Annotated in this window: 14 protein-coding genes; 11 read left to right on the top strand and 3 right to left on the bottom strand. The window is 70.4% G+C overall.

Going from position 1 to position 14967, the window contains the following annotated elements; translation table 11 throughout:
* The first annotated feature begins 2 nt into the window (after positions 1 to 2).
* The 6 genes from ispG (at position 3) to rbfA (ending at position 8316) form a co-directional block, all read left to right on the top strand.
* A complete protein-coding gene (ispG, locus tag ITJ69_RS08835) occupies positions 3 to 1136 on the top strand; it encodes a flavodoxin-dependent (E)-4-hydroxy-3-methylbut-2-enyl-diphosphate synthase (RefSeq protein WP_123938104.1) in 1134 nt (377 codons plus the stop codon).
* 393 nt (positions 1137 to 1529) lie between these two features.
* Entirely contained in the window at positions 1530 to 3281 is a 1752-nt protein-coding gene (locus ITJ69_RS08830; protein WP_123937785.1) for a proline--tRNA ligase, read from the top strand.
* Between the two features lie 159 nt (positions 3282 to 3440).
* Entirely contained in the window at positions 3441 to 4436 is a 996-nt protein-coding gene (gene nusA / locus ITJ69_RS08825) for a transcription termination factor NusA (RefSeq protein ID WP_111083890.1), read from the top strand.
* A 66-nt stretch (positions 4437 to 4502) separates the two neighbouring features.
* Positions 4503 to 4814 carry a YlxR family protein gene (locus ITJ69_RS08820; protein WP_111083891.1) on the top strand — a complete coding sequence of 104 codons (312 nt, stop codon included), beginning with the start codon at positions 4503 to 4505 and terminating at the stop codon, positions 4812 to 4814.
* 73 nt (positions 4815 to 4887) lie between these two features.
* On the top strand, positions 4888 to 7740 hold the full coding sequence (gene infB, locus ITJ69_RS08815; RefSeq protein WP_123339727.1) for a translation initiation factor IF-2: 2853 nt from the start codon (positions 4888 to 4890) through the stop codon (positions 7738 to 7740).
* Between the two features lie 111 nt (positions 7741 to 7851).
* Positions 7852 to 8316: a 30S ribosome-binding factor RbfA gene (gene rbfA / locus ITJ69_RS08810; protein WP_123294301.1), complete on the top strand. Its 465-nt coding sequence runs from the start codon at positions 7852 to 7854 to the stop codon at positions 8314 to 8316.
* 72 nt (positions 8317 to 8388) lie between these two features.
* On the opposite strand, the gene ITJ69_RS08805 is transcribed toward rbfA, so the two are convergent.
* Positions 8389 to 9309 (bottom strand): A/G-specific adenine glycosylase, encoded by a 921-nt coding sequence (locus ITJ69_RS08805; protein WP_416354929.1) that lies wholly within the window; start codon positions 9307 to 9309, stop codon positions 8389 to 8391.
* 22 nt (positions 9310 to 9331) lie between these two features.
* On the opposite strand from ITJ69_RS08805, the gene ITJ69_RS08800 reads away from it, so the two are divergent.
* From ITJ69_RS08800 to ITJ69_RS08780, 5 genes are read left to right on the top strand one after another with little or no spacing between them, the layout of a single operon-like run.
* Positions 9332 to 9778, top strand: a complete 447-nt coding sequence (locus tag ITJ69_RS08800) for a hypothetical protein (RefSeq protein WP_159571142.1) — start codon at positions 9332 to 9334, stop codon at positions 9776 to 9778.
* A 22-nt stretch (positions 9779 to 9800) separates the two neighbouring features.
* Positions 9801 to 10760, top strand: a complete 960-nt coding sequence (truB, locus tag ITJ69_RS08795; RefSeq protein ID WP_131920066.1) for a tRNA pseudouridine(55) synthase TruB — start codon at positions 9801 to 9803, stop codon at positions 10758 to 10760.
* Positions 10757 to 11122 (top strand): hypothetical protein, encoded by a 366-nt coding sequence (locus ITJ69_RS08790; RefSeq protein ID WP_123937787.1) that lies wholly within the window; start codon positions 10757 to 10759, stop codon positions 11120 to 11122. Before truB ends, ITJ69_RS08790 begins: the two co-directional genes overlap by 4 nt.
* A 45-nt stretch (positions 11123 to 11167) precedes the next feature.
* Positions 11168 to 11614, top strand: coding sequence for a hypothetical protein (locus ITJ69_RS08785; RefSeq protein WP_123339724.1), 447 nt, complete (start codon positions 11168 to 11170; stop codon positions 11612 to 11614).
* Between the two features lie 8 nt (positions 11615 to 11622).
* On the top strand, positions 11623 to 12585 hold the full coding sequence (locus ITJ69_RS08780; RefSeq protein WP_123937788.1) for a bifunctional riboflavin kinase/FAD synthetase: 963 nt from the start codon (positions 11623 to 11625) through the stop codon (positions 12583 to 12585).
* 99 nt (positions 12586 to 12684) lie between these two features.
* Here the strand turns inward: ITJ69_RS08780 and ITJ69_RS08775 are convergent, their stop codons facing one another.
* The gene (locus ITJ69_RS08775) at positions 12685 to 13917 is read right to left on the bottom strand and encodes a DUF349 domain-containing protein (RefSeq protein WP_194672563.1); all 1233 of its coding nucleotides are present in this window, start codon (positions 13915 to 13917) and stop codon (positions 12685 to 12687) included.
* A 113-nt stretch (positions 13918 to 14030) separates the two neighbouring features.
* On the bottom strand, positions 14031 to 14849 hold the full coding sequence (locus tag ITJ69_RS08770; RefSeq protein ID WP_194672562.1) for a peptidylprolyl isomerase: 819 nt from the start codon (positions 14847 to 14849) through the stop codon (positions 14031 to 14033).
* Positions 14850 to 14967 lie beyond the last annotated feature (118 nt).

Genomic DNA, 14967 nt, shown 5'->3' with positions numbered 1-14967 from the left:
GTATGCCCAAGTCGCCCGAAACCCTCGCCCCCCGACGCAAGTCGCGCCAGATCCGGGTCGGCAAGGTGCTCGTGGGCGGCGACGCTCCGGTGTCCGTGCAGTCGATGACCACGACCCCGACGACGAACATCAACGCGACGCTGCAGCAGATCGCCGAGCTCACGGCCTCGGGCTGCGACATCGTCCGGGTCGCCGTGCCGACGCAGGAAGACGCCGACGCGCTGCCGATCATCGCGAAGAAGTCGCAGATCCCGGTCATCGCCGACATCCACTTCCAGCCGAAGTACGTGTTCCAGGCGATCGACGCCGGCTGCGCCGCGGTCCGCGTGAACCCGGGCAACATCCGCAAGTTCGACGACCAGGTCGGTGCGATCGCCGCCGCGGCGAAGGCCGCAGGCGTGTCGCTCCGCATCGGCGTCAACGCCGGGTCGCTCGAACCGAGCCTGCTGCAGAAGTACGGCAAGGCCACACCCGAGGCGCTCGTCGAGTCCGCCGTGTGGGAAGCCAGCCTGTTCGAGGAGCACGACTTCCACGACTTCAAGATCTCGGTCAAGCACAACGACCCGATCGTCATGGTCAAGGCCTACCGCCAGCTCGCCGCCGCCGGTGACTGGCCGTTGCACCTCGGTGTGACCGAGGCCGGCCCCGAGTTCCAGGGCACCATCAAGAGCGCCACCGCGTTCGGCATCCTGCTGGCCGAGGGCATCGGCGACACCATCCGCGTGTCCCTGTCCGCGCCGCCCGCGCAAGAGGTCAAGGTCGGCCTGCAGATCCTGCAGTCGCTCAACCTGCGCGAACGCAAGCTCGAGATCGTCTCGTGCCCGAGCTGCGGCCGGGCCCAGGTCGACGTCTACCAGCTGGCGAACGACGTCACCAAGGGCCTCGAGGGCATGTCCGTCCCCCTGCGCGTCGCCGTCATGGGCTGCGTCGTGAACGGCCCCGGCGAAGCCCGCGAGGCCGACCTCGGCGTGGCGTCGGGCAACGGCAAGGGCCAGATCTTCGTCAAGGGCAAGGTCGTCAAGACGGTGCCGGAGCACGAGATCGTGCAGACCCTCATCGCCGAGGCGAACCGCATCGCCGACGAGATGGGGCCGGAGGCCGCGCTCGGCACCCCCGAGGTCATCACCACCCCGTAGCGCGCGCTCCGGCACGGTGCGGATTCCGCCACTGTGTGCCGGGTTGACGGCTCGGTGCGGGGTCAGCGGGCGGCACGGTGCGGCTGAGGCCGCACCGGTCGGCGAACCTCGCACGGTGCGCGTCCGCGCACGACGAGCATCGCGGCGTGCCGGACGGGAGGCCCGTGGCGGCCTCGCAGCGAGCGTCCCGTCCGCACTGTGCGGACTTCGCGAACCCGTGACGGGAAAGCAGTCCGGTGCGCGCTTGTGACACCGCACGATGCGGCCTGCGCCGCACCGTTCGGCGAACCGCGCACGGTGCGCGCCCGCCCTGACCTCGCACCGTGCGGCGAACCTCGCACGGTGTGCCCCCTCCCGTGCCGCGCCGTCGGCGCACGCCGCTAGGCTGGCCCCGTGGTCACACGGCTTTCGCATCTGTTCCTCCGTACGCTCCGCGACGACCCCTCCGACGCCGAGGTGACGAGCCACAAGCTGCTCGTCCGCGCCGGGTACGTCCGTCGCCAGTCCCCGGGGATCTTCGCCTGGCTGCCGCTCGGTCTCCGGGTGCGCGCCAAGATCGAGGGGATCATCCGCGACGAGATGGTCGCTGCCGGTGCGCAGGAAGTGCTGCTGCCGGCGCTGCTGCCGCGCGAGCCGTACGAGGCGACGAACCGCTGGACCGAGTACGGCGACGGCATGTTCCGCCTGCAGGACCGCAAGGGCTCCGACTACCTGCTCGCCCCCACGCACGAAGAGATGTTCGCGCTGCTGGTGAAGGACCTGTACTCGTCGTACAAGGACCTCCCCGTCACGCTGTTCCAGATCCAGGACAAGTACCGCGACGAAGCACGCCCGCGCGCGGGTCTGCTGCGCGGTCGCGAGTTCACCATGAAGGACGCGTACTCGTTCGACCTCACCGACGAGGGCCTCGAGCGCAGCTACCAGGTCATGCGCGACGCGTACGAGAAGATCTTCGCCCGCCTCGGCCTCGAGTACGTCATCGTCAAGGCGGACGCCGGCGCGATGGGCGGCTCCAAGTCGGAGGAGTTCCTGCACCCGATCGCCGTGGGCGAGGACACCTTCGTCCGCAGCGCCAACGGCTACGCGGCGAACGTCGAGGCCTACGTCACGCCCGTGCCCGCGTCCCTGCCGATCGAGGGCCAGCCCGACGCGGTGCTCCTGCCGTCGTCGGACACCCCGACGATCGACACGCTCGTCGCCCACGCGAACGAGGTCGCCCCGCGCGACGGCGCGCCGTGGACCGCCGCGGACACGCTGAAGAACGTCGTCCTCGCCCTCACGCACCTGGACGGCACGCGCGAGGTCGTGGTCGTCGGGCTCCCCGGTGACCGCGACGTCGACCTGAAGCGCGCCGAGGTGGCGTTCGCCCCGGCCGAGGTCGAAGCCGCAGGCGACGACGACTTCAAGAAGCACAAGGGCCTGGTCAAGGGCTACATCGGTCCGCAGGTCCTCGGCGCAGAGAGCGCCACGGGCATCCGGTACTTCGTCGACCCGCGCGTGGTCGACGGCACCGCCTGGGTCACCGGCGCCAACGAGCGCGGCGTGCACGTCTCCGGCCTGGTCGCCGGCCGTGACTTCGTGGCCGACGGTGTCGCCGAGGTCTCGGACGTCCGCGCGGGGGACCCGTCGCCCGACGGCTCGGGTCCGCTCGAGACCGCCCGCGGCATGGAGATCGGGCACGTCTTCCAGCTCGGCCGCAAGTACGCCGAGGCCCTGGGCCTCAAGGTGCAGGACGAGAACGGCAAGCTCGCGACCGTCACGATGGGCTCGTACGGCATCGGCGTGACGCGCATCCTGGCGATCCTGGCCGAGGCGCACAACGACGACAAGGGCCTGGCCTGGCCGAAGAACGTCGCACCGTTCGACGTGCACATCGTCGCCACCGGCCGTGACCAGGTCGCCTACGAGCTGGCGACGTCGATCGTCGCCGAGCTCGAGGGTGAGCGGTTCGACGTGCTCTACGACGACCGTCCGAAGGTGTCGCCCGGCGTCAAGCTCCGCGACGCCGAGCTGCTCGGCATGCCGATCGTGGTCGTCGCCGGCCGCGGCGCCGCCGACGGCGTCGTCGAGCTGTGGAACCGTGCCAGCGGCGAACGCCGCGACGTGCCGGTCGCCGAGCTGCTCGACGCGGTCCGCGCGATCTAGACGCCACCAGGAGACGGACGGGAGGCCCGGTGCCAGCTGGCACCGGGCCTCCCGTCCGTCTCGACTCGGGTCTGCGAGCCGCAGTGCGGTACGCTTGTGGCCGACTTCTGCGACGGTTCCATCCGCAGGAGCGACTCATCTGAATACGGAGGCACCTCGGTGAAGATCGATCTCGCAGTCCTGCGACTCATGGAGCGCGAGCGGGAGATCCCGTTCGACGAACTGGTCCAGATCATCGAATCTGCCATCCTGACCGCCTACCAGAAGCACGCCGAAGAGAACGGCGAGCCGGCCCACGCGCAGTCGCGTGTCGAGCTCGACCGCAAGTCCGGCGAGGTCAGTGTCTACGTCCCCGAGCTCGACGACGAGGGCACCGTCATCGGTGAAGCCGTCGACCAGCCGAGCGACTTCGGTCGCATCGCGGCCTTCGCGGCGAAGCAGGTCATCAACCAGCGCCTGCGCGACATCGGTGACGACAAGATCCTCGGCGAGTTCCGCGGCAAGGAAGGCGACATCGTCGCCGGTGTGGTCCAGCAGGGCCCGAACCCGCGCATGGTGATGGTCGACCTCGGCACGGTCGAGGCGATCCTGCCGCCCGAGGAGCAGGTGCCGGGCGAGTCCTACGCGCACGGTTCGCGCATCCGCGTGTACGTGACGAGCGTCGCCCGCGGCAACAAGGGTCCGCAGATCACGGTGTCGCGCACGCACCCGGGCCTGGTCCGGAAGCTCTTCGCCCTCGAGGTGCCGGAGATCGCCTCGGGCGTCGTCGAGATCACGTCGCTCGCGCGCGAAGCCGGTCACCGCACGAAGATCGCGGTCAAGGCGAACGAGCCCGGCGTCAACGCGAAGGGTGCCTGCATCGGCGAGCTGGGCGCGCGCGTGCGTGCGGTCACCAACGAGCTGGGTGCCGAGAAGGTCGACATCGTGGACTGGTCCCCGGACCTGTCGGCGTTCGTCGCGAGCGCCCTGTCGCCGGCCAAGGTGACCAGCGCCTTCGTGCTCGACGCGTCGACCAAGGCCGTCCGCGCACTCGTGCCGGACTACCAGCTGTCGCTCGCGATCGGCAAGGAAGGGCAGAACGCCCGACTGGCTGCCAAGCTCACCGGGGCCCGGATCGACATCCAGCCGGACTCCATCCTGGACGGCGACGACTAGGCGATTTCGCCGCCGGCGTGCCCAGAAGGGCGCGCCGGATCGCGGACGTCCGAGGCAAGGAGTAGAGTGGTTCCCGTCAGAACGTGCATCGGCAGTCGTCGTCGCGCTTCCCGATCCTCACTCCTCCGAGTCGTCGCCCTGAGCGATGGCCGCGTCGTGGCGGATCCGAAGGCAGTCATGCCGGGCCGGGGAGCATGGCTCACACCGACCGTCGATGCCTACGATCTGGCCGTCAAGCGCAGGGCTTTCCGCCGTGCGCTCCGGTTGGATCGCGATCCCGACACGTCCGCGGTGCTCGACCACATCGTCGGCCTCTCACGAGCGTCGACCGAGCGCCCGGACATGACAGAACAGGCTGAACGGCTTATGGACAACTGATGAGCGGCTCGAAATGAGACCCGTCATCCATTGAGTCCTGCCCTTTACGGGGTGGGACCCGTGAAGGAGAACAGTGGCTAAACCACGCGTACACGAGATCGCAAGCGAACTCGGCGTCGACAGCAAGACCGCACTCGAGAAGCTCAAGGAGCTCGGCGAGTTCGTCCGGGGTGCCAGCTCGAGCATCGAGCCCCCCGTTGCCCGGAAGCTCCGTGCCGCCCTGCAGGCGGACGGTGTCCCGGCATCCAAGCCCGCAGCCTCGGCCCCCGCGCCGAGCACGCCGGCCAAGAGCAGCACGCCCGCGTCCGGCGCGCCGAAGCCCGGTGGCCCGCGCCCCGGCCCGGTCCGTCCGGCACCCGCACCGGAGCCCGAGGTCCAGGCAGCACCTGCTGCCGAGGACGTCCCGGCGCCGGCCGCACCGAAGTCCGTCGCCCAGCGACAGGCCGAGGCCGAGGCCGCACAGAAGGCCCGTGCCGAGAAGGCCGCCGCCGAGCAGCAGGCTGCCACGCAGCCGGCCGACTCGACCGGTGACGAGCCGAAGACCGACGCGGTGAAGCCTGGCTCGAGTGCCAAGCCCGCCGCTGCCGGCCCGAAGCCCGGTGGCCCGAAGCCCGGCGCACGTCCGGGCAACAACCCCTACGCGTCGAACCAGGGCATGGGCTCGCGCCCGCCGCGCCCCGGCAACAACCCCTTCGCCTCGAACCAGGGCATGGGCCAGCGCCCCGCCGCTGGTGCCGGTGGAGCGGGCATCCCGCGTCCGCAGCCCCCGCGTCCCGGCGTCCCGCGTCCGGGTGCACCGCGTCCGGGTGGACCCGGTCAGGCGAACCGTCCCAACGGCTTCGGGCAGCGCCCGGGCCAGGGTGGCGGTCGTGGCGGCCCCGGTGGCGCCCGTCCGGGTGCCGGCGGCGGTGCCGGTGGCGGCTTCCCGCGTCCGGCCTTCAGCGGCCCGCGTCCCGCCGGTGGCGGTGGCCGTGGTCGTGGCCCCGGTGGTGGTACCGCCGGTGCGTTCGGTCGCGGTGGCGGCAAGAGCCGTGCCCGCAAGTCGAAGCGGACGAAGCGCGCCGAGTACGAGATGCGTCAGGCCCCGTCGCTCGGCGGTGTGCAGGTCCCTCGTGGCGACGGCAACACGGTCGTCCGACTCCGTCGTGGTGCGAGCATCTCGGACTTCGCGGACAAGATCGACGCCATGCCCGGCAACCTGGTCACGGTGCTGTTCCACCTCGGTGAGATGGCGACCGCGACCGAGTCGCTGGACGAGGCCACGTTCGAGGTCCTCGGTGACGAGCTGGGCTACAAGATCCAGATCGTCTCGCCCGAGGACGAGGACAAGGAGCTCCTCGAGGGCTTCGACATCGACATCGATGCCGAGTACGCCGACGAGGACGACTCCGTCCTGCAGGTCCGTCCCCCCGTCGTGACCGTCATGGGTCACGTCGACCACGGTAAGACGCGACTGCTCGACGCGATCCGGAACTCGAAGGTCGTCGAGGGTGAAGCCGGTGGCATCACCCAGCACATCGGTGCGTACCAGATCGTCACCGAGCACGAGGGCATCGAGCGTCCGATCACGTTCATCGACACCCCGGGTCACGAGGCCTTCACGGCCATGCGTGCTCGTGGTGCGCAGGTCACCGACATCGCGATCCTCGTGGTCGCGGCGGACGACGGCATCATGCCCCAGACGATCGAGGCGCTGAACCACGCGCAGTCGGCCAACGTGCCGATCGTGGTCGCGGTGAACAAGATCGACAAGGAAGGCGCGAACCCGGCCAAGGTCCGCCAGCAGCTCACCGAGTACAACCTGGTGGCGGAGGAGTACGGCGGAGACGTCATGTTCGTCGACGTCTCGGCTCGGCAGAACATTGGCATCCAGGACCTCCTGGACGCCGTGCTGCTCACCGCTGACGCCGGGCTCGACCTGCGTGCGAACCCCGACAAGGACGCCCGCGGCGTCGCGATCGAAGCACGGCTCGACAAGGGCCGTGGTGCGGTGGCGACCGTCCTCATCCAGTCCGGAACGCTGCACGTCGGCGACGCCATCGTGGCGGGCACGGCCTACGGCCGCGTCCGTGCGATGACCGACGAGAACGGTGTCGCGGTCAAGGCCGCCACGCCGAGCCGCCCGGTCCAGGTGCAGGGTCTGTCCTCGGTGCCCCGCGCCGGTGACACGTTCCTCGTCACCGAAGAGGACCGCACGGCACGTCAGATCGCCGAGAAGCGTGAAGCCGCCGAGCGCAACGCCCAGCTGGCCAAGGCCCGCAAGCGCATCTCGCTCGAGGACTTCACCCGTGCACTCGAAGAGGGCAAGGTCGACTCGCTCAACCTCATCATCAAGGGTGACGTCTCCGGTGCCGTCGAGGCACTCGAGCAGTCGCTCCTGGACATCGAGGTCGACGACAGCGTCCAGCTCCGCATCCTCCACCGCGGTGTCGGTGCGATCACGGAGTCGGACATCGACCTCGCCACGATCGACAACGCCATCGTGGTCGGCTTCAACGTCCGTCCGGACGTCAAGGCCCGTGAGCGTGCGGCGCGCGAAGGCATCGACGTGCGCTTCTACTCGGTCATCTACAACGCACTCGACGACATCGAGCAGTCCCTCAAGGGCATGCTCAAGCCCGAGTACGAAGAGGTCCAGTCCGGTGTCGCCGAGATCCGCGAGGTCTTCAGCTCCTCGAAGTTCGGCAACATCGCGGGTGTCATCGTCCGCTCCGGCACGATCACGCGCAACGCCAAGGCGCGCGTCATCCGTGACGGTGTGGTCCTGGCCGACGGACTGGCGATCGAGTCGCTCCGTCGCTTCAAGGACGACGTCACCGAGGTCCGCACGGACTTCGAGGCCGGTATCGGTCTCGGCAAGTTCAACGATCTCCAGATCGGTGACGAGATCGAGACCACCGAGCTCGTCGAGAAGCCGCGCGACTGATCGTGTGACTACCCTGGGCCCCGGCCTCCCTTCGCGGGAGGTCGGGGCCCGACCCCTTTCCACGCAGAACCACCGGCGGGAAACGTCCCGCCACTGCCTCAGGAGGCACCCATGGCCGATCCGCAGCGCGCACGCAAGATGGCGGACCGCATCAAGGAAGTCGTCGCACGCCGTCTCGACAAGGGTCTGCGCGACCCGCGTCTCGGGTTCGTGACGATCACCGACGTCCGCGTGACCGGAGACCTGCAGCACGCATCGGTCTTCTACACCGTGTACGGCACCGACGAGGAGCGCGCCGACTCCGCCGCGGCACTCAAGGCCGCGACCGGCATGCTCCGCTCCGAGGTCGGCAAGAACATCACGGCGCGGCTCACCCCGTCGCTCGAGTTCATCGCCGACGCACTGCCGGAGACCTCGGCGCACATGGAGGACCTGCTCGTGCAGGCCCAGGTGCGTGACGAGCAGGTGCGAGCTGCGTCGGTCGGTGCGACGTTCGCCGGCGACGCCGACCCGTACAAGCACGACGAGGACGAGGACGACGAGTCCGACGACGAGCAGGACGTGGCGCGGGCGTAGCCCGACGAGCGTCCGAGCGCCCCGCTGCACCGTGTGCGGCGGGGCGCTCGTGCGTCGTGCCTGGCGGAGACGTCAGGCGTCCGGCAGCCGGTACCCGGTGGTGTCGTCGCCGACGGCCAGCCCGTCGCGCAGGAGCGACGCGAGTGCTCGGTCCCGCTGCTCGGCGTCCGGCCAGACCGGTTCGATCTCCGACCGGGCGACCGGCACGTCGCTCGCGCGCAGCTCGGCCATGATCAGCCCGCGCACCTGCCGGTCGCTGCCGGCGAACTTCGCCTGCTTCGGGGCGCGTGGCCCGTCGTGTTCGGGGTACCCGGCCGCACGCCAGGCGCAGCGGTCCGCGATCGGGCACGCGTCGCACGCGGGGGAGCGGGCGACGCACACGAGCGCTCCGAGCTCCATCACCGCCGCGTTCGTCGCAGCGGCGTCGTCGCGGTCGGCTGGCAGCACGGACTCCATCAGGGGCAGGTCGTCCTTGGCCTTCGCCGGCCCGGGCTCGCCCTGGCCGAGGAGCGCGCGCTTCAGGACCCGCCGCACGTTGACGTCGACGACCGGGTGCCGGTCGCCGTACGCGAACACGGCGACGGCCCGTGCCGTGTAGTCGCCGATCCCCGGCAGCGCGAGCAGCGCCTCGACGTCCCGTGGGACGACGTTGCCGTGCTCGGTGGCGATCACCGTGGCCGCCGCGTGCAGCGCGAGCGCGCGTCTCGGGTAGCCGAGCCGGTCCCAGGCACGCACCGCGTCCGCCGGGGGCGACGCCGCCAGGTCCGCAGGCGTCGGCCACCGGGTGAGCCACGCCTCCAGCCGGGGGATCACGCGCGAGACCTGCGTCTGCTGCAGCATGATCTCGCTGACCAGGGTGCCCCACGCGGGGAAGCCGGGGCGACGCCACGGCAGGTCGCGGGCCTCCTGTCGGAACCAGGTGGTCAACGGGGTCGCGATGTCGGGGACGCTCGCGTTCTCCACATCCGGCTGGGAGGCACTGCTCGCGTTCACCACGACAGCCTACGGTGGACGCATGGCACGCTGGGCACCCGAAGAGACCGACACGATGGCCGCGATCGCTGCTGAGGTGATCGCGCAGGTCGGCACGAACCGGACCGTGATCGGCATCGACGGGCAGGACGGCACCGATCTCGAACACGTCGCCGCCACGCTGGTGGCCGGCTTCGAGCAGCACGGGGTGTCCGCGATGGCCGCGACGGCGCCGTCCACCGATCCCGACACGCTGCGCGACGAAGTGGTCGCGCCGTTCCGCACCACCGGCGCCGGTGACGGCGTGTTGGTCGTGCACGGGCACGGGCTGCTGGCTCCGGGTGTCCGTGGGCTCTGGCGCTGGTCGCTGTGGGTCGAGCAGGAAGCCGGCCGGCTCGAACGTCGGGCGGACGTCAAGATCGCCGCCTCCGCCGTCCTCGACGTCACCGATCCCGAGCACCCTCGTCGCGAGTGGAACGACGCCTGCTGACCGGCGCTGGTAATCTCCTCTGGTGCTCGAAACCGTGCCGGACGGCATCCTCCTCGTCGACAAACCGCAGGGGATCTCCAGCCACCGCGTCGTGTCGATCGCCCGCCGCCGCCTCGGTCTGAAGAAGGTCGGCCACGCGGGGACCCTCGACCCGATGGCGACCGGGCTGCTGCTCCTGGGGATCGGGCACTCCACCCGGTTGCTCACCCACCTGGTGGGCCTCGGCAAGACCTACACCGCCACCATCCGGCTCGGCGTGTCCACGGACTCCGACGACGCCGACGGCACCCCGACCGCCGCGACCGGCATCGCCGCAGCGGACGTCTCGGACGAGTCCGTCGAACGTGCCGTCGCCCTGCAGCGCGGCACGATCGACCAGGTCCCGTCCACCGTCAGCGCGATCAAGGTCGACGGGCGCCGCGCGTACGACCTGGCGCGCAAGGGTGAGACCGTCGAGCTGAAGTCCCGCACGGTCACCGTCTCGCGGTTCGACGTCACCGGCCGGAACGACCGCACCGTCACGGTCGACGGTGCCGAGGTGGCGGTCGTCGACCTCGACGTCGTCGTGACCTGCTCGTCCGGCACGTACGTCCGGGCTCTCGCACGCGACGTCGGCGCTGCCCTCGGCACCGGCGCGCACCTCACCGCGCTCCGCCGCACCCAGGTCGGTCCGTTCGACGTGGCCGACGCGATCGACCTCGAGGACGACGCCGTCGACGTCCGCGCGGCGCTCGCTCGTCCCGCTGACGTGGCACGCCGGTTGTTCTCGTCGGTGTCGCTCGACGCGGCCGCGGCGAAGGACCTGACCGACGGCAAGCGCGTCGCAGCCGACCACCCCGACTCGGACGAACCGGTGGCTGCCGTGGCCGTCGACGACGACCGCCTCGTCGGCCTGGTCTCGGTCCGGCGCGGACTGCTCCGGGTCATCACGAACTTCCCGGCGCCGGCTGCTCCGGCGTCGCAGAACGGGGCGCACGCGTGATCGAGTGGTTCATGTGGGTCCAGCTCGTCGTCGCGGTCCTGGCCGGGCTGTTCGCCGTCGTGGTCGGCTTCATCGGCTGGAAGCCGAACGACTACACCGTGGGGTCCCTCGCGCTCATCGAGGTCCTGCTCCTGGTGCAGGGCGTCATCTCGATCGTGCTGCCCGCGACGGGCAGCCCGCCGGACGGCAACGCCCTCGAGTTCGGGGTCTACGCCGTGTCGGTGCTCCTGGTGCCGCCGGCGACCATCGTCTGGGCGCTCGTGGACCGCACGAAGTGGAGCACCGTCGTCCTCGGCGCCGGCGCCTTCACCGTCGCGGTCATGATCTACCGGATGTACCAGATCTGGTTCGCCCTGAACTGACGCCGAGCGTCATGGTGGTCCGCGCACGTCGGTAGAATCGGTGCAATGGCGACCAGATCCTCACTCGCGACCGGCATCGGCCGCGTCCTCATCGCCGTGTACGGCATCCTCGCCCTGGCGGCGACGGGCCGGAGCGTCGTGCAGATCATCGAGAAGTTCTCCTTCGCGCCGTTCGCGTACACGGTGAGCGCCATCGCCGCCGTCGTGTACATCGTGGCGATGATCGCCCTGATCGTGCCCGGACGCTTCTGGTACCGCGTCGCGTGCGTCACGATCGTGTTCGAGATGACCGGTGTGCTCGTCATCGGCACGCTCTCGCTGTTCGACCGGCAGCTCTTCCCCGACGACACGATCTGGTCGTACTACGGCATGGGGTACGCCTTCGCGCCGCTGGTGCTGCCGATCGCCGGACTCTGGTGGCTCCGCAAGCACCACCGCACCGCGACGGTCGAACCGGTGCCCGCATCGACCACCGCCCCCGTGGGCGAGTAGGAGCAGCCGTGCAGTTCTACGACGACATCGCCGACGTGGCCGAGGGCTTCGGTCCGAGCGCCGTCACGATCGGCAAGTTCGACGGCGTGCACGTCGGACACCGCGCGGTGATCGCGCACCTGGAGCGCGCCGCCCACGAACAGGGCCTGGTCGCCACCGTGGTGACGTTCGACCGGCACCCCCTCAACGTCATCGACCCGCAGCACGTCCCGCCGGCACTCACGAGCACGGCGCAGCGGCGCGAGCTCCTCGACGACGCCGGGGTCGACGCCACCCTGCTGCTCCGCTTCGACGAGGAACTGCAGTCGAAGTCGCCCGAGGCGTTCGTGTCCGAGATCCTCGTCGACACCCTGCACGCCCGGCTCGTCTTCGTCGGCAGCGACTTCCGCTTCGGGGCGAAGGGTGCCGGCGACGTCGCCCTGCTCCGCACCCTGGGGGAGCAGCACGGCTTCACGGTCGAGCTCATCGACGACGTCGACCTGGTGGACGACGTCCGCCCCGACGGCGAGCGACGCGTCTCGTCGACCTGGATCCGCGAACTGCTCGGCGACGGCCGGGTGGCCGAGGCCGCCCGGCTGCTCGGGCGTGAGCACGCGGTCCGCAGCACGGTCGTGCACGGCAACCAGCGCGGGCGCGCCATGGGGTACCCGACGGCGAACCTCGACCCGGCGTTCGAGGGGTTCGCACCGGCCGACGGCGTCTACGCCGCGCGCGTGCTGCACGACGGCACGGTGTACCCGGCGGCCGTCTCGGTCGGCAACAACCCGACGTTCGAGGGCGTGCCCGCCAAGCAGATCGAGGCGCACCTGCTCGACGTCGACCTCGACCTGTACGGCGACCGCATCTCGGTGCTGTTCGTCTCGTACGTCCGCGGCATGGTGAAGTTCGACTCGATGGACGAGCTCGCCACGCAGATGCGGCAGGACGACCTCGACATCCGGTTGCTGCTGGGCCTGCCCACGCCGGTCTGAACGGCGGCGCCACACCGGACGCCAGCAGACGGCGCCACACGGCACCACACGACGACGCCCCCGCGACCGATCGGTCACGGGGGCGTCGTCGTGTGGTGACTAGCTGCCGAGGGCGTCGAGCCAGATCTTGCGGGCGTCGAGCGCTTCCTGGGCGTCCTTGATCTTGCGGGCGTCGCCGGAGGCCTGCGCGTCGGCGAGCTCGGACTCGAGCTTGCCGATGGCGTCCTCGAGCTGGCTGGCGAGTCCGGTCTGCCGGGCCTTGCGCTCCGGGTTGGACTCCTTCCAGTGCGCGTCCTCGAGCCCACGCACGTGGTCCTCGATCGCACGCAGGCGGTCCTCGATGCGACGGACATCCGCGCGGGGGACCTTGCCGACCTCGTCCCAGCGGCGCTGGATGCCGGTCAGGGTCTTGCGCGCCGCCACCCGGTCGGTCGCCTTGAGCAGCGGCTCGGCCTCGGTGAGCAGCGCCTGCTTGGCCTCGAGATTGCCGGAGAACTCCTCGTCCTCGGCCGCGCTCTCGGCGTGGCGCTGCTCGAACAGCACGTCACCGGCGGCCTTGAACCGCGCCCAGAGGGCATCGTCGTGGCGCTTGCCGGCGCGCCCGGCGTTCTTCCAGTCGTCGAGCAGCTGGCGGTAGTCCGGGATCGCGTCGGACCCGCGCGAGGCGAGTGCCTCGGCCTGGGTCACGAGTTCCTGCTTGCGGGTGCGGGCGTCGCGGTGCTGCGCGTCGAGCTCGGAGTAGAACGCGCGACGGTGCTGGTCGACGGTGGACCGCGCTGCGCGGAACCGCTTCCAGAGCTCGTTGGCCTCGTTCTTGGGGATGCGCGGGCCGTCGTGCTGGTGCTGCTGCCAGCGGGCGAACACGTCGTCGAGCTGCGCCGTGATCTGCTTCCACTGCGCGCGTGCCGGGTCGACCCCCGCGAGCGCCTCGGCCTCTTCGACCAGGGCCGCACGGTGCGCCAGGGCGTCGTTCAGCGCCTGCTGCGCCTGCTCGGCCTGCTCCTTGGTGAGCGAGCCGAGCTGCTCGGTGAGCGCGCCCACTCGGGTCTCGAGCGACTTGATGTCACCGACCACGCGGGCTTCGGCCACCAGGGTCGTCAGGTGCTCGACCGTCCGGGCGACGTCGTTCGCCGACGCACCACGCTGGACGCGCTGCTCGGCGATCTTCACCTGCCCCTCGAGGTCGGCGTACTTCCGCGCGAAGTAGGCGAGGGCTTCTTCGGGGGTGGCGTCCGGGTACTCACCGACAGCACGTTCGGTCTCTTCGTACCGGACGTACACGGTCCCGTTCTCGTCGACCCGCCCCCAGGTCGTTGCTTCGTCAGATCCCACAGGTCTCGCCTCGATCGTGGTCGTGCATCGCCGACGTCACCGTCGGCACGGTCAGGTCGTCAGCCTATTGCACGGACGGGCTCCGCGGCCCGCCGGACGCGACGGCTTGTGGACTACTTCTCCTGGGCGATGGTCGCGGCGGTGATCGTCGTCGCCACCTTCGGCTCACCGGTGCCGTCGTCACCAGGTGACGAGATGCCCTTCGCGGCGATCTTCGACTCGAGTTCGGACAGGCCGCTCGTGACCTTCCCGACGACCGTGTAGCCGCCTGTGGAGCCGTCGAGCGTGGTGTCGCCGTAGACGATGAAGAACTGGGTCGACTGCGAGTACGGCGACGTCGACCGCGCGATCGCGATGGTGCCCTCGTCGTAGACGCCGTCGCTCGGGACGTTCTCGAGCGGGCCGTACTCGAACCCGGCGTCGCCCGTGCCGTCGCCGTTCGCCGAACCGCACTGCAGGAACTTCAGCCCGTCGCTGTCGGCCAGCCGGTGGCAGGTGGTGCCGTTGTAGAACTGCTCCTTGATCAACGAGATCTCGACGCTCGCGGCCTGCGGGGCCTTCGCGCCGTCCAGTTCGATGCCGAGGTCGATCGACTTGTTGAGCGTCAGTGAGCCCGTCCAGGTCGCGCCCTTCGCGATCTCCTTGCTCGGCACGTCGCCCGTGTTCGCCGCCGTGGCACTCGCCGAGGGCGTCGGTGTCGGCGTGGCCGTGGCGCTCGCGCTGGCGTCCGCCGACCCGTTCCCCCGCGAGCCCGCGAAGGCGAGCTGCGACCCGGTGGCCAGGGCGGCGACCAGCACGAGGACACCGGCGCCGACCAGGTTGTCGCGCACCCGCCGGCGGCGCTGCCGGTCGTGGAGTCCCTGGCGGGCCTGGTAGAGACGGAGGCGCTCGCGCGCCTCGCGGTTGTCGCGCGCTGGGTTCTTCGGTGCCACGGTGCTGTTCTGCCCTCTCGTCGCAGTGTGGAACGAGCGTATCCGAGTCGTCACCATCAACGGCCTGGGAGGCGCGGGGCTGTCAGTGGGTCGGCCTACGATTGGTGCATGGCAGCGG

It is taken from the genome of Curtobacterium sp. VKM Ac-2887, from assembly GCF_015350935.1.
Classification (GTDB): Bacteria; Actinomycetota; Actinomycetes; order Actinomycetales; family Microbacteriaceae; genus Curtobacterium.
This window is presented reverse-complemented; position numbering and strand designations above follow the sequence as displayed.